At 54.9% G+C, this 22,146-nt stretch carries 20 protein-coding genes; 14 read left to right on the forward strand and 6 right to left on the reverse strand.

Annotated elements, in window-relative coordinates:
• Positions 1-118: 118 nt before the first annotated feature.
• The gene (locus AC222A_RS04615) at positions 119-430 is read right to left on the reverse strand and encodes a DUF6763 family protein (RefSeq protein WP_372747978.1); all 312 of its coding nucleotides are present in this window, start codon (positions 428-430) and stop codon (positions 119-121) included.
• A gap of 277 nt (positions 431-707) precedes the next feature.
• Here AC222A_RS04615 and AC222A_RS04620 point away from each other — a divergent pair, with 277 nt between their 5' ends.
• Positions 708-1,847 (forward strand): mechanosensitive ion channel family protein, encoded by a 1,140-nt coding sequence (locus tag AC222A_RS04620; RefSeq protein WP_372758944.1) that lies wholly within the window; start codon positions 708-710, stop codon positions 1,845-1,847.
• Positions 1,844-2,584, forward strand: coding sequence for an S-methyl-5'-thioinosine phosphorylase (locus tag AC222A_RS04625; protein WP_372749387.1), 741 nt, complete (start codon positions 1,844-1,846; stop codon positions 2,582-2,584). Before AC222A_RS04620 ends, AC222A_RS04625 begins: the two co-directional genes overlap by 4 nt.
• Here AC222A_RS04625 and AC222A_RS04630 read toward each other — a convergent pair.
• Positions 2,574-3,764, reverse strand: a complete 1,191-nt coding sequence (locus tag AC222A_RS04630) for a CsiV family protein (protein WP_372758942.1) — start codon at positions 3,762-3,764, stop codon at positions 2,574-2,576. The two genes, AC222A_RS04625 and AC222A_RS04630, sit on opposite strands and share 11 nt — an antisense overlap.
• An 11-nt stretch (positions 3,765-3,775) precedes the next feature.
• Entirely contained in the window at positions 3,776-7,210 is a 3,435-nt protein-coding gene (gene mfd, locus AC222A_RS04635; protein ID WP_486774679.1) for a transcription-repair coupling factor, read from the reverse strand.
• Between the two features lie 225 nt (positions 7,211-7,435).
• Here mfd and AC222A_RS04640 point away from each other — a divergent pair, with 225 nt between their 5' ends.
• From AC222A_RS04640 to nqrM, 9 genes are all read left to right on the forward strand, one after another.
• Complete coding sequence (locus AC222A_RS04640) at positions 7,436-8,908, forward strand: glyceraldehyde-3-phosphate dehydrogenase (RefSeq protein ID WP_372749457.1); 1,473 nt, start codon at positions 7,436-7,438, stop codon at positions 8,906-8,908.
• Positions 8,909-9,072: 164 nt separating this feature from the next.
• On the forward strand, positions 9,073-10,407 hold the full coding sequence (locus tag AC222A_RS04645) for a Na(+)-translocating NADH-quinone reductase subunit A (RefSeq protein WP_486774680.1): 1,335 nt from the start codon (positions 9,073-9,075) through the stop codon (positions 10,405-10,407).
• Positions 10,408-10,409: 2 nt separating this feature from the next.
• Entirely contained in the window at positions 10,410-11,606 is a 1,197-nt protein-coding gene (locus AC222A_RS04650) for an NADH:ubiquinone reductase (Na(+)-transporting) subunit B (RefSeq protein WP_372749458.1), read from the forward strand.
• Positions 11,599-12,381, forward strand: a complete 783-nt coding sequence (locus AC222A_RS04655; RefSeq protein WP_372782983.1) for a Na(+)-translocating NADH-quinone reductase subunit C — start codon at positions 11,599-11,601, stop codon at positions 12,379-12,381. Before AC222A_RS04650 ends, AC222A_RS04655 begins: the two co-directional genes overlap by 8 nt.
• A gap of 8 nt (positions 12,382-12,389) precedes the next feature.
• Positions 12,390-13,043, forward strand: coding sequence for an NADH:ubiquinone reductase (Na(+)-transporting) subunit D (locus AC222A_RS04660; protein WP_372782997.1), 654 nt, complete (start codon positions 12,390-12,392; stop codon positions 13,041-13,043).
• The gene (gene nqrE / locus AC222A_RS04665; protein WP_372760975.1) at positions 13,044-13,652 is read left to right on the forward strand and encodes an NADH:ubiquinone reductase (Na(+)-transporting) subunit E; all 609 of its coding nucleotides are present in this window, start codon (positions 13,044-13,046) and stop codon (positions 13,650-13,652) included. It begins immediately after the preceding gene.
• 49 nt (positions 13,653-13,701) lie between these two features.
• On the forward strand, positions 13,702-14,895 hold the full coding sequence (gene nqrF, locus AC222A_RS04670) for an NADH:ubiquinone reductase (Na(+)-transporting) subunit F (protein WP_372750407.1): 1,194 nt from the start codon (positions 13,702-13,704) through the stop codon (positions 14,893-14,895).
• Positions 14,888-15,910, forward strand: a complete 1,023-nt coding sequence (locus AC222A_RS04675; RefSeq protein ID WP_372764674.1) for an FAD:protein FMN transferase — start codon at positions 14,888-14,890, stop codon at positions 15,908-15,910. Before nqrF ends, AC222A_RS04675 begins: the two co-directional genes overlap by 8 nt.
• Before the next feature lie 27 nt (positions 15,911-15,937).
• The gene (gene nqrM / locus AC222A_RS04680) at positions 15,938-16,174 is read left to right on the forward strand and encodes a (Na+)-NQR maturation NqrM (RefSeq protein WP_372748925.1); all 237 of its coding nucleotides are present in this window, start codon (positions 15,938-15,940) and stop codon (positions 16,172-16,174) included.
• Between the two features lie 56 nt (positions 16,175-16,230).
• On the opposite strand, the gene AC222A_RS04685 is transcribed toward nqrM, so the two are convergent.
• Together AC222A_RS04685 and AC222A_RS04690 are read right to left on the reverse strand one after the other, a co-directional pair.
• On the reverse strand, positions 16,231-17,142 hold the full coding sequence (locus AC222A_RS04685; RefSeq protein ID WP_486774681.1) for a hypothetical protein: 912 nt from the start codon (positions 17,140-17,142) through the stop codon (positions 16,231-16,233).
• Complete coding sequence (locus tag AC222A_RS04690) at positions 17,114-18,217, reverse strand: 3-deoxy-7-phosphoheptulonate synthase (RefSeq protein WP_372748927.1); 1,104 nt, start codon at positions 18,215-18,217, stop codon at positions 17,114-17,116. The genes AC222A_RS04685 and AC222A_RS04690 overlap by 29 nt, the downstream gene beginning before the upstream one ends.
• 141 nt (positions 18,218-18,358) lie before the next feature.
• Here AC222A_RS04690 and AC222A_RS04695 point away from each other — a divergent pair, with 141 nt between their 5' ends.
• The 3 genes from AC222A_RS04695 to AC222A_RS04705 are packed head-to-tail and all read left to right on the forward strand — an operon-like array spanning position 18,359 to position 21,541.
• The gene (locus tag AC222A_RS04695; protein WP_372748928.1) at positions 18,359-19,609 is read left to right on the forward strand and encodes a lipoprotein-releasing ABC transporter permease subunit; all 1,251 of its coding nucleotides are present in this window, start codon (positions 18,359-18,361) and stop codon (positions 19,607-19,609) included.
• 8 nt (positions 19,610-19,617) lie between these two features.
• Positions 19,618-20,322, forward strand: coding sequence for a lipoprotein-releasing ABC transporter ATP-binding protein LolD (gene lolD, locus AC222A_RS04700; RefSeq protein ID WP_372748929.1), 705 nt, complete (start codon positions 19,618-19,620; stop codon positions 20,320-20,322).
• Positions 20,323-20,326: 4 nt separating this feature from the next.
• The gene (locus AC222A_RS04705; protein ID WP_486774682.1) at positions 20,327-21,541 is read left to right on the forward strand and encodes a lipoprotein-releasing ABC transporter permease subunit; all 1,215 of its coding nucleotides are present in this window, start codon (positions 20,327-20,329) and stop codon (positions 21,539-21,541) included.
• 3 nt (positions 21,542-21,544) lie between these two features.
• Here AC222A_RS04705 and AC222A_RS04710 read toward each other — a convergent pair whose 3' ends face one another.
• Entirely contained in the window at positions 21,545-22,069 is a 525-nt protein-coding gene (locus AC222A_RS04710) for a DUF2062 domain-containing protein (RefSeq protein WP_372748931.1), read from the reverse strand.
• Between the last annotated feature and the right edge of the window lie 77 nt (positions 22,070-22,146).

A 22,146-nucleotide genomic window follows, 5' to 3' on the forward strand; every position in this document is an offset into this window, starting at 1 on the left:
TACAGGAAGTCTGGCTGCGCAAGTTTTTTTTAGCGCGTGAGTGTGGGGTAGAGACGACGGGTCAAACAGAATAAGGGGGGCAGCCATCACAGGGATGGCTCAGAGGTACGGTAAAGGATCAGAAATCGTCGAGTAGACCGTTGATGGTGTCAGGTTCGATTTCGCTCAGCGGGTCGCGCCAGCTGCCAGCGGAGGAATAATCGCTGGAATCGCGGTAGTCATCGTCAGAGAGCTCAAAGGGACTACGCCAGTCCTCGGGTTCCTCTACGTGTTCGAGTACTAGCTCTTTCCAGCTATCGTGATCGTATTCGCAAATTTCACCGTCAACCATTTGCGTTTCGATGGCATCGTCGATAGCGACCACTTCAAAGATTGCGCCGAGTTGCAGGTCTTTATACCAGCTCCCAATTTGGGGCCTCACATTATTCATTGCGTACTCCTTCAAAGATGAAGCGACAGCTACAAAGTAACACCAGTGCGGGTGCTGTCTAGAGGCCGATTTCAGTCAAAATTTCACGTGGCTATGCGTACGTACAAATACCTAAGATGTGTAAAATAGTTTGCTTTTCATCTGGTTAAGCGTCGATCCTGCGAACTGGTCCCGCCGTAACACCGGTTTTTTATTCGGTGGCCTTATAAGCAGCATGCCTTACGTAATAAAATAATCTAGCAAGAGACTTGTCTGGAAAATATTGGGGATTGGAGCAATGTTCGAAAACTGGCTACAGAAAGTCCAGATAGAAGATTACCCGTGGTTGTGGAAAGTGTTCGCAGCGATACTTGTTACAGCGCTGCTCAATTATGTTGTCGGCAAGCTGCTGGATCGCCTTAAAACCAAGCTTGAGAAAACACACACCGTATGGGATGACGCCCTGTTAGCTTCAATACGTCGGCCGGCATACTGGATGATCTGGCTGGTGGGCTTCAGCTACGCCTTGCAATTGATACTGCAAACTTCCGACGCGGAAATATTTTCGGTGCTAAATAACCTGCGTGCGGTGTTGGCGGTGCTGATCATCACCTGGTTTCTGGTAGGGCTGGTGCGAGAGGTGGAAGGCCGCTTATTGTCCGGAGAGTACACCAAGCAGGAAGAGCCCTTCGATCCTACCACCGTAATGGCCATTGGTAAGCTGGTCAAAACGGCGATAATCATTACTGCGCTGCTGGTGGCTATGCAGACTCTGGGTTATAGCATTTCCGGCGTATTAGCCTTTGGCGGTATCGGTGGGATCGCGGTAGGTTTTGCCGCGAAAGATCTGCTCGCGAATTTTTTTGGTGGGCTCATGGTGTACCTGGACCGGCCCTTCGCTGTGGGTGAATGGATTCGTTCCCCTGACCAGAATATCGAAGGTGTGGTGGAAAATATCGGTTGGCGCCAAACCCGCATTCGCACTTTTGATCAGCGGCCTCTGTATGTGCCCAATGCCACGTTCACGCAAATATCGGTGGAAAACCCGTCACGGATGCTCAATCGCCGGATCTACGAAACGATAGGCGTACGCTACGACGACGCTCGCAAAGTGGCGGATATCGTCCGCGATGTTAAAGACTACCTCGCATCGCACGATGATATCGATCAGAACAAAACCCTGATTGTAAACTTCAATAGTTTTGGCCCGTCGTCGCTGGATTTTTTCATCTATACCTTCACCAAAACAACCAACTGGGTGGCCTACCACGAGATCAAGCAGCGGGTGCTGCTCGATGTGCTGGGCATTATTCATCAGCACGGTGCGGATGTCGCTTATCCGACAACCACCGTTAAATTACAGCAGGAAGTGGCTGATCAGATAGAGCAGGGGGGCGCCGAACAGGGCGCCACTGCGCAACAGGAGACATCGGCGTGAGTGAAGCAGTAGCCATCATCGGCGGAACCGGGTTATGTGATTGGGATGGTGCCGAAGTGTTAGCCGCCAGGGTGGTGGATACGCCTTATGGTGAAACCAGCGCGCCACTGCGCGACATGCGTTACGGCGGATCCCGTTTTTACTTTCTGCCCAGGCATGGCGACGGGCACCGTTTGCCGCCGCATAAAATCAACTATCGGGCCAATATCTGGGCCTTGCAGCAAGTCGGCGTGAAAGCGGTCTTTGCGGTAAATGCGGTGGGGGGCATCACCGCGCGTTGCGGTACCGGCGCACTGGTGGTGCCTGACCAGATTATCGATTACAGCTGGGGGCGAGAGCATACTTTTTTCGATGGCAACGATGGTCGATTGGACCATGTCGACTTTGGCTCACCCTACAGCGACGATTTGCGTGCGCAGCTGTTGAACGCAGCCGCCAAGCAGGCCATGGTGCTGGTTGAGGATGGGTGCTATGCCTGCACCCAGGGGCCACGCCTTGAGACAGCCGCCGAAGTGCAGAAATTGTTACGTGACGGGGCTGACGTGGTGGGCATGACGGGTATGCCGGAGGCGGCGTTGGCCCGGGAATTGGGGCTCGACTACGCTTCGTTGTGTCTGGTGGTGAATCCCGCTGCCGGCCTCAGCGATGAGCCCATTACTATGGCTGATATCCAAAAAGTAATCGACAGCGGAATGCAAAGCGTGAAAAACCTGCTGGCCGCGACCGTTAGCGGTTAAGCGCGGCGGTTTTGTCGCTGTTGCTTTTGGGCGCTGTAATCGGCGTGATCTTGATCAATACACCGAATAGTGGGTGATCAAGGTAATGTACTTCACCGCTACGCATGCGCCGGTTCTGGCGCATCACCACGGTGCGTTCTACATAGTAGCTACTGTCTTCAGCCATGAGAATGTCGAGGTTGCTGCTGGGTCGGCGCGGCATCTCGTTGTCGTCCCTGAATGACTCATCAGCATATTGCTGCTGGGCATAGCGCTCGGCTGCACGCTGCTGCCGTAATCTGGCCGCACTGTCGCGGTCGTTGACAGGAAAGGGGGTTGGCAGGGCCGGAAACTCGTTCATGCGCGGGGTTTGCGGTTCGCTGCGGTAGGCTCCTGAGCCTGTTTGCGCTTGGCCATTGTAGCGGCTGAGCCACAGATCGGTGTCGATGTGTAGGTAGCGTTCGAGGGCGATTTTGACGTAACCCTCCAGCTCAAAATGACGGCCAACCTGATTGCCGCCCTGAACCAACAGTGGCGTGGCTTTACTGCGGGTTTCCAACTGTTGCGGCCAGCTGCCACTGAACAGCATGCGGTAGCGGTAGGCACCTTTAAGTTTCTTTACCATTTCTGCAAATTCAGCGTCCGGCACCTGTGGCGCCAGTACGTAAGGTGTCAGCGTTGTAAGGGCGCTGCTTGTTGCTGCTGTTGTGTTGTCACCCACCATTTCACGCGCAGAGGCCACGGTGGCGTCGGCTCGGGCTTTGGCCGTTTCTGCGCCGCTGGCCGGAAAACGCTCTGGATAGCGTTCTTTGCAGGCGGGGTCCAGTGGTTGGGCCGGTGTCGGGTTTTCGTAGCTGTCAGTGGGGTAATCTTCGCCGGCGTCAACCCGCTCAAGTATGTCCAGTAGACGGTTTTCGCTAGCGTTTACGCTGGGGTCGGGTTCTGAGATGCCACATAGGTCGGCGAGAAACTGCTCGCGTGTTTTCAGCCGTATTAATTTGGGCGGATACCTCAGTTGCAACTGGTTGCGCCACAGTTCGTCGTGTTCACCAGCGTCCCCACGATGCTCAAATACCGCCATGTGAACCTGGTACCAGCCTTCCGTCGACCCGGATTGGGAGCTTTGTGCTAGCGCACTGCTAGCAGACCCTAGGGCCAGCAGTAGTGCGGTAAACGGCCGGAAGTAACGAGTTTTTATCATCGGGCGGGTTTTCATGCGGCGGGTGCCAACTCTCTTATCAGGGTTTCAACAAATTCGAAGCGTTGTTCATTATCAGCCAATGGTTCGGAAAAGCGCAATGCCGTTGCGCCTTCCAGACGGTAACGCGCCGGTTTGGTCTGCACCAGTGTGACCAGATTGGCTGGATCTATCCGGGGTTCGTCGGAAAATTCGATGCGACCGCCCTGGGCAGATGCTTCCACTTTGATAATGCCGAGGCGGTCGGCTTCCAGTTTTAGCTGGGCTAGCCGGAACAGGTTTTTGGTGGCGTCTGGCAGAAGTCCAAAGCGGTCGATCATTTCTACCTGCAGTTCCCTCAATTCATGGTCGCTGGCGGCGCTGGCAATGCGCTTGTAGAGAATGAGGCGGCCCTGTACGTCTGGCAGATAGTCGTCGGGAATCAGAGCTGGCAGGCGCAGATTGATATCCGTGCTCACGGCCGGCTTTTCAAGGTCTACCGTGCGGCCCTCCTTGATGGCGGTCACCGCCCGCTCCAGCATTTCCATATACAAGCTGAATCCTACCGAGCTGATCTGGCCGCTCTGCTCATCGCCGAGCAGTTCGCCCGCACCACGGATCTCCAGATCGTGGGTGGCCAGGGTGAAACCGGCCCCGAGGGTGTCAGCTTCACTGATGGCGGTCAGGCGCTTTTCTGCATCTGCGGTCATCTGCCGAGCGGGAGGTGTCAACAGATAGGCGTATGCCTGGTGGTGGGAGCGGCCAACGCGCCCACGCAGCTGGTGCAACTGCGCCAGGCCAAACTTGTCGGCGCGCTCGATGATGATGGTGTTGGCATTGGGTACGTCGATGCCGGTTTCAATGATGGTTGAGCACACAAGCACATTGAAGCGTTTGTGATAAAAGTCGCTCATCACCTGTTCCAGCTCGCGCTCGCGCATCTGGCCGTGACCGATGGCAACGCGAATTTCCGGAATGTCTTCCTGCAGTTCACGAGCCGCCTTTTCGATGGTTTTCACATCGTTGTGCAGGTAGTACACCTGCCCCCCGCGCAGAATCTCGCGCAAGATAGCTTCTTTTATCAGGGCGTCGTCGTGTTCGCGTACAAAGGTCTTTACCGACAGACGACGTGCGGGCGGCGTGGCGATAATCGATAGGTCGCGCATGCCAGACATGGACATGTTCAGGGTTCGGGGGATCGGAGTGGCGGTCAGGGTCAGAATATCTACCTCGGCGCGCAGCGCCTTGAGCACCTCTTTCTGACGCACGCCAAACCGGTGCTCTTCATCGATGATGACCAACCCGAGATTCTTGTATTTGATATCGCTGCTGAGCAGCTTGTGGGTACCGATGAGTACATCAATCTTGCCCGCGTTCAGCCGGTCGATGATTGCGCTTTGTTCGGCTTGGCTGCGAAATCTTGATACAACGTCGACGGTGATCGGCCAGTTGGCAAAACGATCGCGAAAAGATTCAAAATGCTGTTGAGCCAGCAGGGTAGTGGGCACCAGAATGGCTACCTGGCGATTGTTCTGTACCGCGACAAAGGCGGCACGCATGGCCACTTCGGTTTTGCCGAATCCGACATCACCACAGACCAGCCTGTCCATGGGGCGCGGAGCGCGCATATCGTTGAGTACTGCTTCGATGGCCTGTTCCTGATCGGGGGTTTCTTCGAAGGGAAACTCACTGGCAAAACGCAGGTAGTCTTCACGTTCCAGCTGGTATTCGTAGCCAGTACGGGCTTCGCGCTTGGCGTAGATGTCCAGCAGCTCGGCGGCGACATCGCGGATTTTCTCGGCCGCTTTTTTTCGGGCCTTGCTCCATTGATCTGTGCCGAGCCTGTGCAGTGGGGCTGTGGCTTCATCGGCACCGCTATAGCGACTGATCATGTGCAGTGCGCTCACCGGTACATAGAGCTTGGCACCGTCGGCGTATTCCAGAGCCAGGAACTCTTCTACCTGTTCGCCGACCTCAAGGCTTTGCAGGCCCTGGTAGCGTCCGACGCCGTGGTCTATGTGTACAACCGGGGCGCCGATGCGCAGTTCGGCAAGGTTTTTAACTGCCTGGTCAACTGCCGTGGTCGCTTTACGCCGCCGTCGACTTTGGGCCACGTGGTGGCCAAACAGTTGGCTTTCGGATACCAATGCCAGCTTGTCGGCGGCCAAAACTGCGCCGTGTTCCAGTGCTGCCGTGGTGACACACAATCCGGCGGAACTCTCGAGAAAAGCCTGCCAGCCGGACACTTGCTGGGGTTTCATCGCGTGACGTGACAGGAGTTCAATCAGCGCTTCGCGACGGCCGGCGGATTCGGCACACAACAATACCCGGTTGGATTGGTTGAACTGCCGTAGCGCCGCTGCAGGGTCGTCGCCGTGGGCGTCAATCTGTAGCGCCGGCGGTGGCGATGACGGCAGGTTGTGACCACCGGTGCCCTGAGGGAGGGGGTCAGTGTGGATAACCAGCTGGGGCCGCGGTTTAATTCGGGCAAACAGTTCGTCAACGGTCAGGAAGATCTCTGTTGGCGAGAGAACCGGGCGCTGGCGATCTCCGGCGCGCTGCTCGTAACGTTGCCGGGCATCTTTCCAAAAGTGCTCTGCAGACGCCTCTATACCGGCGATAGTGGCAATGGCAGTGTCGTCTGGCAGATAGTCGAAGAGGGTGGCGCAAGTGTCAAAGAAGAGTGGCAGGTAGTATTCAATACCGGCGCTGGCAATCCCTTCACAGATATCTTGGTAAACTGGGCACTGGCGGTGATCTACGTCAAAGCGGGCGTGCCAGCGGTCACGAAAACCCTTGATGCCCGCGTTATCCAGGGGGTATTCCCGGCCAGGCAGGAGATCTACGCTGTCAAACTGTTCCAGGCTGCGCTGGGTTTCAGGGTCGAAACTTCGCAGCGTGTCGATCTCGTCGTCAAATAAATCTATGCGGTAGGGCGACCGGCTGCCCATGGGGAACAGATCGAGCAGAGCGCCGCGCAGTGTATATTCGCCGTGCTCGTAGACCGTATCGACATGTCGGTAGCCACTTTTTTCCAGTGTTTGGCGCATGGCGTCCAGATCGAGGGTCTGTCCCTTGCGAAGCTGCAAGCTGTGACCATGCAGGTAATCCATCGGCGGCAGGCGGTGCAGCAGGGTGGTAACCGGCACCACCAGTATGCCCTGTCGCATTCTCGGTAGTTCTGCCAGGCAGCGCAGCCGCTCGGAAATAATGTCCTGGTGTGGCGAAAACAGGTCGTAGGGCAGAGTCTCCCAGTCCGGCAGGAGGTGGGTGTCCAATTCAGGGGCGAAAAAGCGCAGTTCCTGTTCCACTCGGTAGGCTGTCGCGGTATTGTCGGTGACCAACACCAGCGGTGATGCCTGATTCTGGGCGATTTCCGCCACTGATAGGCTTTGTGCGGCGGCATGGGCGGAGCCAAGGCGTAGCTTGAGTCCTTTGCGAAGTGTCAGGTCTAAACCAGTGGTCAGCACGTAAAACGGGTCCGTTGGCAATGAATAGTGGAGTAGGGCGGCGGCATTTTAGCGCGCCAACCCCATAATTTCACAGAATGCTGTTGATGCCTTTGGTGAATGAAGGCTGGTGTCAAGGGCTGCGAAAGTCTTTGTTATCGCCCAAACACGCAGTTCCGGTTGAACTTGGGGGGCGGAATAAAGATAATACGCGCACATTTTTCCGCGCAATCAACAGGGTACCCCATCGTGACCGAGAGAAAACGTGCACGTCCGGCTGACTATTTTGCTGACTGGAAGGAGCGCGAGGCGCTTGCTGAAGGCATGATACCGCTAGTAGGTCAGCTCTACCGCAACAACAATGTGAAGACCTATATCTACGGTCAGAACCTCGTTAACAAATCGGTACTCGAAATCATGCAGGCGCATCGCTTTGTGCGCCAGGTGGAGCAAAACGAGCTCTCCGAATTCGAAACCTTTCCCGTCATCAAGTCGCTGGCGACGCTGGATCTGGGTACTGCCCATATCGATGCAGGCCGGATTGCCGTTGGTTATGAAACTGATGGCAAGGCTCAGGGCATCTCCGTAGATGAGTACGTCAAGAGCCAGGTTTCTGACCTGATCGGTACATCGGCGGAGCCGACTCGGGAGCCACGCGATGTCATTCTGTACGGCTTTGGTCGTATCGGTCGCCTGATGGCGCGCCTGCTGATCGAAAAGGCCGGCGGCGGCGAGAACCTTCGTCTTAAGGCTGTTGTTGTTCGCCCCAGCGGCAAAGAAGACGATTTGGTGAAGCGCGCCAGTCTGTTGCAGCGCGATTCAGTGCATGGTCAGTTCAAAGGTACCATCAGGGTTGACGAAGAGCGTAGCTCCTTCGTTGCCAACGGCAACGAAATCAAAGTGATCTACGCCGGTTCGCCCCAGGAAATTGATTACACCGAATACGGTATTAAAGATGCCATCGTTGTTGATAACACGGGTAAATGGCGTGATGTTGACGGGTTGTCTCAGCACCTGGCCTGTCCCGGTGTCAGCAAGGTTATCCTGACGGCACCTGGCAAGGGCGATATGAAGAATATCGTGTACGGAATCAACGACGGTGAGATCAGCGACAACGACACCATCATCTCTGCCGCCAGCTGCACCACTAACGCCATCGCCCCGCCGCTGAAAGCGCTGGACGACGAGTTTGGGGTGCTCAATGGTCACGTGGAAACGGTTCACGCCTATACCAATGACCAGAATCTGATTGATAACTACCACAGCGCCAAGCGCCGTGGTCGCAGCGCCCCGCTGAACATGGTACTCACCGAAACCGGTGCCGCCAAAGCCGTAGGCAAAGTACTGCCACAAATGCAGGGTAAACTGACTGGTAACGCGATTCGAGTACCGACGCCAAATGTTTCCATGGCGATCATGAAACTCAACCTCGCGCGCGAAACTACCGTTGAAGAAGTGAATGAGTATATGCGCAAGGTTGCGCTGCACTCACCGCTGCGCAAGCAAATCGATTACTCAAACTCGCCAGAGGTGGTGTCCAGCGATTTCGTTGGATCGCGCCATGCCTGTATCTACGATAGTGAGGCTACCATTGTTAATGGCAGCTCAGCTGTGATCTATTGTTGGTACGATAACGAATTCGGTTACAGCTGCCAGGTACACCGTATTCTGGAAAAAATGGCAGGCGTAGATTACGCCATCTACCCCAAAGAGAGTTAATTTATGGCCGGTCGCGATCTGGGGAGCTCGCGGCTGGTACACTACTCTCCGGCAAGTTTGCAGCGCCAGGTTCGCCAGAGCGCTGCTGAGTGTCGTCCCCCTCTAACGTATGGCGTGCGCTGCGCGTCAATTGGCTTTCTCAAACATGAGTGCTAGGCAGGCTGATGATCAAGATTAGTAAAGGTCTGGATTTGCCCATCACCGGCGCCCCGGCTCAGCAGATAGATGCTGGTCCGAAGGTGCGCACGGTGGCCGTGGTTGGATTCGACTACGTGGGTATGAAGCCGACTATGGAAGTGTCGGTAGGGGATCGGGTTAAAACCGGTCAATTGCTGTTTACCGACAAGAAAACGCCTGGGGTGCGCTATACCGCGCCGGCAACCGGTGTGATTTCGGCGATTAATCGCGGTGAACGTCGTGTGCTGCAATCTGTCGTTATTGACGTAGAGGAAGACGACTACGTTGATTTCGGGAAGGTTGACGCTGGCCAGATCGGTTCACTGGAAGAAAGCGCGCTTCGCGACAAGCTGGTGGAATCCGGTTTGTGGTGTGCGTTGCGAACCCGACCGTTCAGCAAAACGCCGGCGCTCGATGCAAAGGCCGCTGCGATTTTCGTTAATGCCATGGACACTCGACCGCTGGCAGGCGATCCGCAGGTGGTTATTGGCGAATATCGTGAAGATTTCGTCAGTGGGTTGGCAGCGCTGTCGCGTCTGAGCGGTAAGGTTTTTGTCTGCAAGGCACCGGGTGCTGATATCCCCGAAGCTGCAGGCGTTACCACCGAGGAATTTGCCGGTCCGCATCCGGCAGGTCTGCCGGGCACCCACGTACACTATTTGCTGGGGGCATCCAGTAAGCAAGTCGCCTGGACAGTGGACTACCAGGACGTGATTGCCATCGGTAAGTTGCTAACTACCGGCAACCTCTGGACAGAGCGCGTAGTGGCACTGGCTGGCCCACAGGTTGATAACCCACGCTTGTTGCGTACCCGTCTTGGTGTGCATTTGGAAGAATTGGTTGCCGGGCAGGTAAAAGCTGAGGACAACCGCATTATTTCCGGTTCTGTGTTGGGCGGCCGCACTGCACGTGGTCCCGTTGCCTATTTGGGTCGCTACCACACGCAGGTCAGTGTGTTGAAAGAAGGCACTGAGCGCGAGTTTATGGGCTGGCTGTCACCGGGCACCCAGAAACACTCCACGCTGCGCATTTATCTGTCCCAGTTTGCACCCAAGCGCCTGTTCAATTTCAACACCAACACCAACGGTAGTGAACGTGCCATGGTTCCGGTAGGCGTGTATGAAAACATTATGCCGCTGGATATTCTGCCGACCCAGTTGCTGCGTTCGCTGATTGTGGGTGACACCCAGATGGCGCAATCACTGGGAGCATTGGAGCTGGATGAAGAAGATCTGGCTCTGTGCACTTACGTGTGCCCGGGCAAGTACGAATACGGTCCGATTCTGCGTGAGAACCTCACGCGCATCGAACATGAGGGTTAATGATGGCGTTGCGTAAATTACTCGATTCTATGGAGCCGCACTTTCACAAGGGCGGCCGTTACGAGAAGTGGTACGCCCTCTATGAGGCGGTCGATACCATCTTTTATTCTCCGTCGTCGACAACCAAGACGACGGCTCACGTGCGCGATGGCATTGACCTGAAACGCATCATGATTACTGTGTGGTTCTGTACCTTCCCAGCGATGTTCTTCGGCATGTGGAACGTTGGCTATCAGGCCAACTCCATATTGCTGGAAACCGGCGCGGCCATGAACGCCGACTGGCGTACACCGTTGATCGCCGCACTGGCGGGTAACGACCCGGCGAGTTGGTGGGATAATTTCTGGTACGGCTTCTGGTACTTCGCGCCGATCTATTTTGTCACCTTTGTGGTTGGTGGCTTTTGGGAAGTGCTGTTTGCCATGAAGCGTGGCCACGAAGTTAACGAAGGTTTCTTCGTTACCTCCATACTGTTTGCCTTGACCTGTCCGCCCAGCATTCCACTTTGGATGGTGGCGCTTGGGATCACTTTCGGTGTTGTGGTTGGCAAGGAAGTGTTTGGCGGTACCGGCAAAAACTTCCTTAACCCGGCGCTGACCGGCCGTGCCTTCCTGTTCTTTGCCTACCCGGCGAGTATGAGTGGCGACGCGGTATGGACAGCCGTAGATGGCTTTACCGGCGCAACGGCACTGTCAATTGCCGCCAGCGATGGTCTGGCCGCGCTGCAGAGCAGTCTCAGCTGGTGGAATGCCTTTACCGGTTTGATGCCGGGTTCTATTGGTGAAACGTCTACTTTGGCTATCTTTATCGGCGGTGCCTTCCTATTGTGGACCCGCATCGCCTCATGGCGCATTGTTGCCGGCGTTATGCTGGGCATGATCGCGCTGTCGACCCTGTTTAACAACGTCGGTTCTACCAATCCCATGTTTGAACTGCCATGGTACTGGCATATGGTCATTGGCGGTTTTGCCTTCGGTATGATCTTTATGGCTACTGATCCTGTGTCAGCGTCTATGACCAATACCGGTAAGTGGATTTTTGGTGCATTGATTGGCGTGATGGTGGTTCTGATCCGTGTCGTAAACCCAGCCTTCCCAGAAGGCATGATGTTGGCGATTCTGTTCGCTAACCTGTTTGCGCCTCTGATCGATCACTTCGTTGTAGAAGCAAACATCAAGCGGAGGCTCGCGCGTGGCTAGTAACGACACTATCAAGAAAACGCTGCTGGTCGCCGTTGCGCTGTGTATCGTCTGCTCGTTGGTGGTATCCAGTGCAGCGGTACTGTTGAAACCAGCGCAGGTGAAAAACAAGGCGCTGGACCGCAAGAGTAATATTTTGGCGGCGGCAGGTATGCTTGAGCCAGGTCAGAGTGACGCTGAGATTGAAGAGGAATACGCCTCCAAGATCACGCCGCGTATTGTTGACCTGACAACTGGCAGATATACCGACCAGTTTGACCCGAAAAACTTTGAGCAGCGCAAAATTGCCAAAAACCCGAAAACATCAACCAATCTGAGCGATGCCGACGATCAGGCCAATATTTCGCGCCGTGAGAATTACAGCATTGTCTACCTGGTAGAGACTAACGGTCAGCTCGAAAAGATCATTCTGCCGGTTCACGGCTATGGCCTGTGGTCGACGCTGTACGGTTTTCTGGCGCTGGAATCTGACCTCAATACTGTCGCTGGCTTTGGTTTTTATGAGCATGGCGAAACCCCAGGGCTTGGCGGCGAAGTCGACAACCCCAAGTGGAAATCGCTGTGGCAGGGAAAAGAGGTTTACGACAATGGTCAGGTTGCTCTTGGCGTAGTCAAGGGTGCTGTTGACCCCGACAAAAACGGTTCCGAACATAAAGTAGACGGCCTGTCGGGCGCGACACTGACCAGTAACGGGGTCACCAACCTGGTGCAGTTCTGGATGGGTGAAATGGGATACAAACAGTTTCTGGCTAACTTGAAGTCAGGGGAGGCGTAATCGTGTCGATGAAGGAAACCCTCACGGGACCGGTATTCAACAATAACCCGATTGCCTTGCAGATTCTGGGTATTTGTAGTGCGCTGGCGGTTACCTCCAGCATGAAAGTTACCCTAGTGATGTGCGTATCGGTTATCGCTGTTACAGCCTTTTCCAGTATGGCGGTTTCAAGTATCCGCCATCATATTCCCAGCAGCATTCGAATCATCGTGCAGATGGTTATTATCGCTTCGTTGGTTATCGTGGTAGATCAGCTACTCAAGGCCTTCTTTTTCACCATCAGTAAACAGCTGTCGGTGTTTGTTGGCCTGATCATTACCAACTGTATTGTCATGGGCCGCGCTGAAGGCTTTGCCATGAAAAACGGCCCCGTTGCCAGCTTTGTTGATGGTGTGGGCAATGGTCTGGGATACAGTGTCGTGCTCCTGTTCGTCGCCTTCTTCCGTGAGCTGTTCGGCTCCGGCAGCCTTTTCGGTGTCCAGCTGCTGGAAACCGTAAACAATGGTGGCTGGTATGTGCCTAACGGCCTGATGCTGTTGCCACCCAGTGCATTCTTCCTGATTGGGTTCTTTATCTGGGCGCTGCGTGCCTGGAAAACTGACCAGGTGGAAGAGCCTGAATTCAAGATTTGCTCCAATACCCGTGCACAGGAGGCCGTGTAAATGGAATACTATCTGAGCCTCTTTATACGCTCGGTTTTTATCGAGAACATGGCCCTGGCGTTCTTCCTCGGCATGTGTACTTTCCTGGCAATTTCGAAAAAGATTCAAGCAGCCATTGGTTTGGGTATCGCTGTAATCGTGGTGTTGACCATTACGGTTCCGGTGAACAACCTGATATACACCAATCTGCTGGCCGATGGTGCTCTGGCCTGGGCCGGATACCCTGACGTCGACCTGAGTTTTCTTGGTTTGCTGAGTTATATCGGTGTAATCGCAGCCATTGTTCAGATCATGGAAATGTTTCTGGACAAATATGTGCCCGCGCTTTACAGCGCACTGGGTGTGTTTCTGCCGCTGATCACGGTTAACTGTGCCATTATGGGGGCTTCCCTGTTTATGGTAGAGCGCGACTACAACCTTGGCGAATCCGTGGTGTATGGCGCTGGCGCTGGCACAGGCTGGGCCTTGGCCATCGTTGCTCTGGCGGGAATTCGTGAGAAAATGAAATACAGTGATGTTCCCGAAGGCCTGCGTGGTCTCGGTATTACCTTCATCACCGTTGGCTTGATGTCGTTGGGCTTTATGTCCTTCGGCGGCATCGACCTGTAACCGAGAGGAGACTGACGTAGTGAATACAGTAATCATTCTCGGTGTCACCATGTTCACCGCGGTTGTATTGTCGCTGGTGGCGGTGATCCTGTTTGCCCGCTCCAGACTGGTTAGCTCGGGCAATGTGAATATCGAGATTAATGGCGAGAAGACCATCACAGTACCTGCAGGCGACAAGCTGCTCGGTACATTGGCTTCCAACAACCTGTTCCTGGCATCTGCTTGTGGCGGCGGCGGCAGCTGCGCCCAGTGCAAATGTATTGTGAGTGAAGGTGGCGGTTCGTTGCTGCCGACCGAGGAAGCTCATTTTACACCGCGCGAAGCCCGTGAGGGTTGGCGCCTGTCCTGTCAGACTCCAGTCAAGCAGGATATGAAAATTGAAATCCCTGAAGAGGTCTTTGGGGTCAAGCAGTGGGAGTGTACGGTTGAATCCAACCCCAATGTGGCGACCTTTATCAAAGAACTCACACTGCGGTTGCCTGAGGGTGAGAATGTAGATTTTCGCGCCGGCGGTTACGTGCAGCTGGAATGTCCTCCGCATCTGGTGAAGTACAAGGATTTCGATATTCAGGAAGAGTATCTGGATGACTGGAAAAAGTTCGGTTTCCTGGATCTCGAATCCAAGTGCAACGAGACGACGATTCGCGCTTACTCAATGGCCAACTATCCAGAAGAGAAGGGCATCGTTAAATTCAACATTCGCTGTGCGACTCCGCATCCGAGTGACCTGACAGTCCCTCCCGGTATCATGTCTTCGTGGGTATTCAACCTGAAGCCCGGTGACAAGGTGAAGGTCTACGGTCCATTTGGTGAGTTTTTCGCCAAGAAAACCGATGCTGAAATGGTGTTTATCGGCGGTGGCGCCGGTATGGCCCCAATGCGCTCGCATATCTTTGACCAGCTCAAGCGACTCAGCAGCACCCGCAAGATTTCGTTCTGGTACGGTGCCCGCTCTATGCGCGAAGCCTTCTACGTCGAAGAGTTCGACAAGCTGGCGGAAGAGAACGAGAACTTTAAGTGGCATTTGGCGCTGTCAGATCCGCTGCCGGAAGACAACTGGAACGGCCTGAAAGGCTTTATCCACCAGGTCTTGTACGATAACTACCTGAAGGATCACCCAGCACCGGAAGACTGTGAGTTCTACATGTGCGGACCGCCCATGATGAACGCAGCTTGTATCAAAATGCTGGAAGATCTCGGTGTTGAGAAAGACAATATTCTGCTGGATGACTTCGGTGGCTGATTTGTTTTCATCGATACTGCAAAGGGCAGCCCTCGGGCTGCTCTTTTTCGTTATAGCCGGCTGCAGTCAAAAGCCGGAACTGGTCAAACTCAGCGGCGATACCATGGGTACGCGCTACAACATCAGTTTGATGGCCCCGGGGGACTTCGAGGCAGAGGCGGCACAGCAACAGCTTGATGCGTTGCTACAGGCGTTCAATCAAATAGCGTCAACTTACGAGCCGAAATCGGAAGTGAATGCGCTGTCGGCGATGACGCTAGAGGATTGGCACGATATCAGTCATACCCTGTCGGATATGCTGTTGATCAGTCTTGAGGTCAATTGGCTGACCGGCGGAGCCTTTGATGTAACGATTTCGCCGCTGGTGGAATTGTGGGGGTTCGGTGCTGAACGCCGTCGGCAACATGTGCCTTCACAGAGTGCGATCGATGCGGCGTTGGAAGAGACGGGCTTTCGGCATCTGCAGCTGGACCTGACTGAGCCTCGTATCAAGATTAAGCAACCGGTCACGGTAGACCTATCGGGTGTCGCCAAAGGTTACGGCGTGGATATGGTTGCGCAGTGGCTGGAGCGCCAGGGCGTGGCGAACTACCTTGTGGAAATTGGCGGTGAAATCCGCGCCGCAGGTCAAAGTGCTCGTGGCGATGTCTGGCGTGTGGGCATTGAAAAACCTCAGGGCCTTGCCGCCGGCGTGCAACAGGCGATTCGAGTCAGTGGTGTGGGACTGGCGACATCTGGTGACTATCGCAATTATTTCGAGGATAACGGGACGCGGTACTCCCATACCCTTGATCCCAAAACCGGCTATCCGATCAAGCACCGCACCGCGTCCGTGACTGTGATTGCAGAAAACGCTGCCTATGCCGATGCCCTGGCTACCGGTTTGTTGGTGCTGGGTGGGGACAAGGCACTGAAACTCGCGGAAACTCACAATCTCGCGATTTTTGTGATTGAGAAAACCGATAGTGGCTTTGAAACCCGCTGGAGCAAAGCATTTGAACCCTACCTCGACTAGGGCGTATGGTAGAGGAGAGGTGATTGTATGAAGATGTTACTCGTTACATTTGTTGTCATGCTGTTTCTGGTGACGATTATGGCCATTGGTGTACTGATGGGGCGCAAGCCCATCAAAGGCTCCTGCGGGGGCGTTGGTAATGCGCTGGGTGACCCGGATTATATCTGCGACCTGTGCGGCAATGATCCGAAAAAGTGCGAGGAAGAAACTGAGAAGGCGGCGAAAGCGGCAGGGTCGAACGGTAATTTTTACGACGCCAGCTAAGACCTCTCCTGTGCGCAGGCGGCCAGGCCGCTGCGTCGCAGGGGAAATAGCCGGTCTCAGTTAAGCTTGTACTTTCTTTTCAGTTCCCGCAATACGTCAGCGATTTCTCCATCCATGACCCGAAAGCCTGCCACCGGCTGCGGAAAAGTGTCGCTGGCGTGTCGCTTCAATCCCTTTGAGAAGACGCCCAGATTGATCCACACATCGCCGCGGATGCAGACCGGAGAACAGCCGGAAACGCCGTAGTCTACCTTGCAGCTTGCGTAGCCTGTGTGACCCTCGGTGCGCTCTATGCTCAGTAACTCACAGTTTTCTTCCAACATGCGCTGACCCTTGCTCACCCCTTGATCGAAGTGGTAGCACATAAACTGCACATCGCGACGGCATTGGTCGAGAACTTGCCGATCAAGTGGCTGCGTCGGCAGGTAGGGCAGGGTACTGGCAAAGCGATGGCTGTCATTGAACTGACAGCGCGGTGCGCGCAATACCAGCAAGGCCCAGTCGTCGATTTCATCGCTGTTCCAGCTCAGGCGGGGGCTAGCGGCAATTTCCTCCGGGTTTACCCAGCTGCCATCGGGGAGTTCTACCTCAATATCTGCGCGATTTGCGAGTCGGCTGAAGCGCTGGTCAAGCACGCTGTGACCAGCAGTTGATGCGATCCAGTAGCAATCTCCCCCGGCGATCAGCGTGGCGTTACTAAAGGATTCGCGACCGTTGCTTTTTACACGGCGCAATCGGGTGAACACGGCAGGATCGACGGGAGCTTCCACGACAGAGATACGTCGCCGCCGGGTGTTTTCAGAGGCGCTCTCAAGTGTCAGGTAGATTTGCTCGAAGCGTGTCTGCTCGGTGTCACCCAGGTTGATGGTGCTGGCGTAGCTGGCACCGCTCGCGCTCAGCGCCAGTACGCAAAGCAGTAGGAGACGGCGATAGCTGGAGTTATTGCCAGAGCGCACGACGCTTCTCATAGGTTTCCCGACACAGTGCAACGTCGGCCAGGAACTTAGGAAGCTCGCTGAGCAACATAGCCTGGGGCCCATCGACCAATGCTTTCGGCGGTGCTGGGTGAAAGTCCACGAGAATCATATTGGCACCGGCGATCACGCCTTGGGCGGTAGCGTGGCAGATATCCATGACTCCGTCGGGGCTCAGGTCGCGAGTACCAACCGAGTGTGACGGATCGATACACACCGGCATGCGTGTCAGTCGTTTCACCACGGGAATGTGGGAAAAATCCACCATATTGCGGTGCGGTGCGCCGAAATCGCTTTTCATGCCGCGCAGGCAGAATATAACCTGGGTATTGCCCTCGCTGGCGAGGTATTCCGCAGCATTCAACGATTCGTTCAGGGTGATACCAAAACCGCGTTTCAACAGGGCTGGATAGCGTTGCTGGCGCCCAATGGCTTTTAGCAGTTCAAAATTCTGAGTGTTGCGCGTGCCAATTTGAAGAATGACCCCGGTTGGGCGGCCACATTTTTCCAGGCAGGTATCAATTTCTTCAATATGAGACTCATGGGTGACTTCCATCGCAATCGCAGCAATATTGTGCTTTCCGGCCAGTTCAAATACGTACGGAAGGCAACCCTTGCCATGCCCCTGGAATGCGTAGGGATTGGTGCGCGGCTTGTATGCACCCATACGGGTGCAGCGCTGGCCGTTGTCGGCCAGTGTCTTCATCATAATATCGACGTGCTCGGGATTATCCACTGCGCACAAGCCTGCGAAAACGTGCAGCGTGTCCTGACCGAAGCGCAGCCCTTGGTAATCAAAGCCGCTGATTCGTTGGTCGTCGTGATGGCGTCCGAGGATGCGATACTCTTCGGAGATGCGGATGACACGCTCAACTGCGGGCAATGCTTCCATGTCAGCCGTATCTAGTGGCTTGGTTTCGCCGATCAGATAGATTTCTGTCAGTTGCTGTTGCTGGCCCTGAACCACGTGTTCTTTAACCGTCACGCCGGGCAGCGCATTGAGGTGGAGTAGCGTGGCTTTGTATTCATCTGACTGATGGTCAATGTCCGGGTGCAGTATTAACAGCATGCGTTAGCCTCCAGTAATCATTGAGTGAATGCCGGTTTTTCGGGCATTGGTTCTGCTGCCCCTGAAGTTCGCGTATGATGGGCGGCACTCTTGCAGCACTCTTTGCAAACTACTATAAGCCAAATACACGATCACGCGCCAATGGCCCAGACTTCTTCTCTGCTTTATTCCCTACGGATCGGCTTACGCTACTTTTTCTCTCGGCGCCGAGACCGCTTTCTCTCCCTGGTATCCTGGATATCACTGCTGGGCATGGCGGTGGGTATTACCTCGCTGATCGTGGTGATGTCCGTTATGAACGGGTTCGAGGCAGAGCTTCGTGGCCGGGTGCTGTCGCTGGTGCCTCATGGTTTTGTCGATGGCCCTGAGCGCCGTCTTGATGACTGGCAGTCGCTGGCAGCTCAACTTCGTAAGCAGGCGGGCATTGTTGGTGTGTCGCCGTATGTCGGAACCGCCGCGATGTTGATGCGCGGCGATCGTCTGCGCGGTATCGAACTGTTGGGAATTGATCCGCAGGCAGAGACAGCGGTGTCGGCCATACATGATCAGCTGGTGGCAGGGCGATATCTGGAAAATCCCGACTTTGAAATTCTGTTAGGTGATATTCTCGCCAGGCATCTACAGGTGACCGTAGGCGATAATGTTACGGCGGTATTGCCAATGGTCACGGTCACCCCGCTGGGCATCTATCCTCGTGAAAAAGTCTTGCAGGTCGTTGGTTTATTCAGTGCAGGTGCCGATATCGACGGCAATACCGCGTTCGTACACCTTCGAGATGGGCAGCGCCTGCTGCGTTTGGGGAATGCAGTGAATGGCCTGCGGGTCGAGTTTGACGACCTGTTTGCTGCGCCACAGCGCTTGGCTGCGTTGTCAGGGCAGATGCCAGACGGCACACAAACACGTTCCTGGGCCGAAACACAGGGCAGTCTTTTTCAAGCGGTGAAAATGGAAAAGAAGATGATCCGCTTGCTTTTGTTTTTTATTGTGGTGATTGCTGCCTTCAATATCATTTCTATCTTAACAATGGCGGTTTCACAGCGGCGCACGGCCGTAGCCGTGTTACGCACAATGGGTGCAACACCGGGAATGGTCATTGGTATTTTTCTCTGTTATGGATTGATGACAGCCTTGTTGGGTATCAGTCTTGGCGGCCTGCTGGGGGTACCGTTGGCGATGAATGTGTCGGAGATTATCGGCTGGCTGGAATCCTTTGCAGGGATCAAGGTCTTTAACCCGGATGTCTACTTTATCAGCGCAATTCCCTCTGAATTCCGCTGGGTAGATTTTACCGGCATTGTTATTGCGGCTTTTGTGCTGAGCTTGTTGGCGACGCTTTATCCGGCCTGGCAGTCGGCGCGCATTCAGCCCGCTGAAGCGCTGCGTTATGAGTAATTTTCGCTATGAATGAAAAAACTGGGGATTCAACCGTGAACGTGCTGACCTGTCGTGAGCTGCACAAGGAATTTAAGCAGGGGCCTGAGCTGGTGCGCGTGCTTGATGGCGTGGACTTGACGGTAGCGCCCGGCGAGCTGCTGGCGATTGTCGGGCAGTCCGGTTCAGGCAAAACGACTTTGTTGCAGTTGCTCGGTGGTTTAGATAAACCAACGTCTGGACAGGTTCATGTGATGGGCGAACCGATAGCAGAATTGTCGGAAAAGGCGCGTTCTGCACTGCGTAATCGCGCACTGGGTTTTGTCTATCAGTTTCACCATCTATTGCCAGAATTCAGCGCTTTGGAAAACGTGGCCATGCCACTGTTAATACGGGGCATGAGCATGCGTGAGGCACAAGCGAAAGCCGCGCCGCTACTCGAACGTGTGGGCCTGTCCCAGCGCTTGAAACACCGTCCGGCAGCGCTCTCAGGCGGCGAACGGCAGCGTGTGGCGATTGCGCGGGCCTTAGTGGGAGAACCCGGTTGCGTGTTGATGGATGAACCCACGGGTAACCTGGATGCCGATAATGCAGCGTCAGTTCAGGCGCTGCTGCTTGAACTGAATGCCTCGGTTAACACCAGTTTTGTGATTGTGACGCATGACCTAACGATGGCCCAGAAAATGGGAACGGTTTACCGGATCGACCACGGTCGATTGTCGCGGGAGCGCTGATATCGTGTGGCGCTTTATTGGAATTCGTTACAGTCTTGATCGCAATGCTGACCATCTGCTCGCGTTTTTGTCGCGTCTTTCCACTGCGGGATTGGTGCTGGGCGTTGCCTTACTGATTGTTGTGCTGTCGGTGATGAATGGCTTTGACCGGGAAATGCGCGAGCGCATTCTGTCGCTGGTGCCTCACATCACCATCATTCCCTGGTCAAACACAGAAGACTGGCAGGAACTCGCCAGCACGGCTCAACGTCAGCCCGGTGTTGCGGCGGTAGCGCCGTATATTGAATTGCAGGCCATGCTAGCGAAAGGGCGAAGCATGGAGCCTGCATTGATCTATGGTGTTGACGCCGAGATGGAAAAGGGCGCTTCCGGTCTGGCGCGCTTTGTTGATCTGGACGCGTTAAAAGCGGGCGGAGAGTATCCCGCGATCATTCTGGGGCGCGCGCTGGCAGATAATCTCGGTGTAGACGTTGGAGATAAAGTAAATGTGGTGCTTCCGGCAAGCCCTGAAAGCTCGCAAAACGTACGTTTCCAGCGGGTTGAAGTAACACAGCTCCTCAATTCGGGTACTGAAATCGATCAGCGGCTGGTGCTGCTCGATCTTTACGCGGCCCGTAGCCTGGCACCCGCGGAGTCTATCGGATTACGTATTACCGTGCATGATGTGTTCGCAGCACGGGCAATAGCCTGGGAGTTGCGCAATACCCTGGGTTTCCACTATCGGTTTTCAGATTGGAGCAGCAAGCTCGGCAATCTTTATCACGCCATTCAGATGTCGCGTAACCTTGTAGTGATCATGTTGCTGGCCGTGGTGGCCGTAGCCGTATTCAATATTGTGTCCACGCTCGTCATGGTGGTTCACGAAAAAGAAGGGGATATTGCGATACTGCGCAGTCAGGGCGCCGCACCATCCCAGATCATCAAAACCTTTTTGCTTTACGGTGCGGTAATAGGACTGATCGGCGTCGCCATCGGTGGGGCTTTGGGCGCGCTGGCAGCCAGTTGGATTACCGAAATGGTGGCGGCACTGGAAGCTGCGTTGGGTATGCAGTTTTTGCATAGCGACGTGTATCCCATCAGCTATTTGCCGTCGGACCTGCGCTGGGCAGACTGGTGGCTGGTGTGTGGCGTGTCCTACGCCATTTGCCTGTTGGCGACGCTGTACCCGGCCTGGCGCGCGTCGAGAGTGCAACCAGCCGAAGTGCTCAGCTACCGATAACCGTTATTTGCGGTTTGCCCGGTCGCGTTTGCGCTTGCGCCAGCGCCGGATGGTGTGGATGCGCCAAAGGGTGTGAATGGTTGCGGCGCTCAGCAGCCCAAAAAACATACCCATGATCGTGCAGCCGACCACTAAGGGTTTCCATTTATAGACCAGCTCAAATTGCACCCAGTGCCAGCTCAGCTCGAAACTGAAGGGGCTGGGTTTGATATCCAGTAGCACAGTGCCGAGTTTGTAGGCGAGATAAAAGAAGGCAGGCATGGTGACCGGATTGGTTATCCAGACCAGGCTTACAGCTAGCGGCAGGTTGGCGCGTATTACGATCGCTGCCAACGCTGCAATCACCATCTGCCCGGGCAGCGGCACAAAGGCGGTAAACACGCCAATAAAAAACGCCAGCGACACAGATCGCCTATTCAGGTGCCACAAGTTCGGTTCGTGAATCATGGGCCCCAGCCACTTTACGGACGGGTGATGACGCACCTTGTCGGGATGTGGCATGTATCGTTGAAAAATTTTGCGGGGCATAATGCTGATGCGCTGATTGCGTTAGGTTCGCTGGCGGGGATATTCCCGGCACGACGGGCGTTATTATGCCTATTTAG

It is taken from the genome of Litorivivens sp. (assembly GCF_057445395.1).

Coding starts and splice junctions, on each gene's coding strand:
- AC222A_RS04615 (WP_372747978.1), bottom strand. CDS start 430: ATGAATAATGTGAGGCCCCAAATTGGGAGCTGGTATAAAGACCTGCAA.
- AC222A_RS04620 (WP_372758944.1), top strand. CDS start 708: ATGTTCGAAAACTGGCTACAGAAAGTCCAGATAGAAGATTACCCGTGG.
- AC222A_RS04630 (WP_372758942.1), bottom strand. CDS start 3,764: ATGATAAAAACTCGTTACTTCCGGCCGTTTACCGCACTACTGCTGGCC.
- AC222A_RS04645 (WP_486774680.1), top strand. CDS start 9,073: ATGATCAAGATTAGTAAAGGTCTGGATTTGCCCATCACCGGCGCCCCG.
- AC222A_RS04650 (WP_372749458.1), top strand. CDS start 10,410: ATGGCGTTGCGTAAATTACTCGATTCTATGGAGCCGCACTTTCACAAG.
- AC222A_RS04660 (WP_372782997.1), top strand. CDS start 12,390: ATGAAGGAAACCCTCACGGGACCGGTATTCAACAATAACCCGATTGCC.
- nqrE (WP_372760975.1), top strand. CDS start 13,044: ATGGAATACTATCTGAGCCTCTTTATACGCTCGGTTTTTATCGAGAAC.
- nqrF (WP_372750407.1), top strand. CDS start 13,702: ATGTTCACCGCGGTTGTATTGTCGCTGGTGGCGGTGATCCTGTTTGCC.
- nqrM (WP_372748925.1), top strand. CDS start 15,938: ATGAAGATGTTACTCGTTACATTTGTTGTCATGCTGTTTCTGGTGACG.
- AC222A_RS04685 (WP_486774681.1), bottom strand. CDS start 17,142: ATGAGAAGCGTCGTGCGCTCTGGCAATAACTCCAGCTATCGCCGTCTC.
- AC222A_RS04690 (WP_372748927.1), bottom strand. CDS start 18,217: ATGCTGTTAATACTGCACCCGGACATTGACCATCAGTCAGATGAATAC.
- AC222A_RS04695 (WP_372748928.1), top strand. CDS start 18,359: ATGGCCCAGACTTCTTCTCTGCTTTATTCCCTACGGATCGGCTTACGC.
- lolD (WP_372748929.1), top strand. CDS start 19,618: ATGAATGAAAAAACTGGGGATTCAACCGTGAACGTGCTGACCTGTCGT.
- AC222A_RS04710 (WP_372748931.1), bottom strand. CDS start 22,069: ATGCCCCGCAAAATTTTTCAACGATACATGCCACATCCCGACAAGGTG.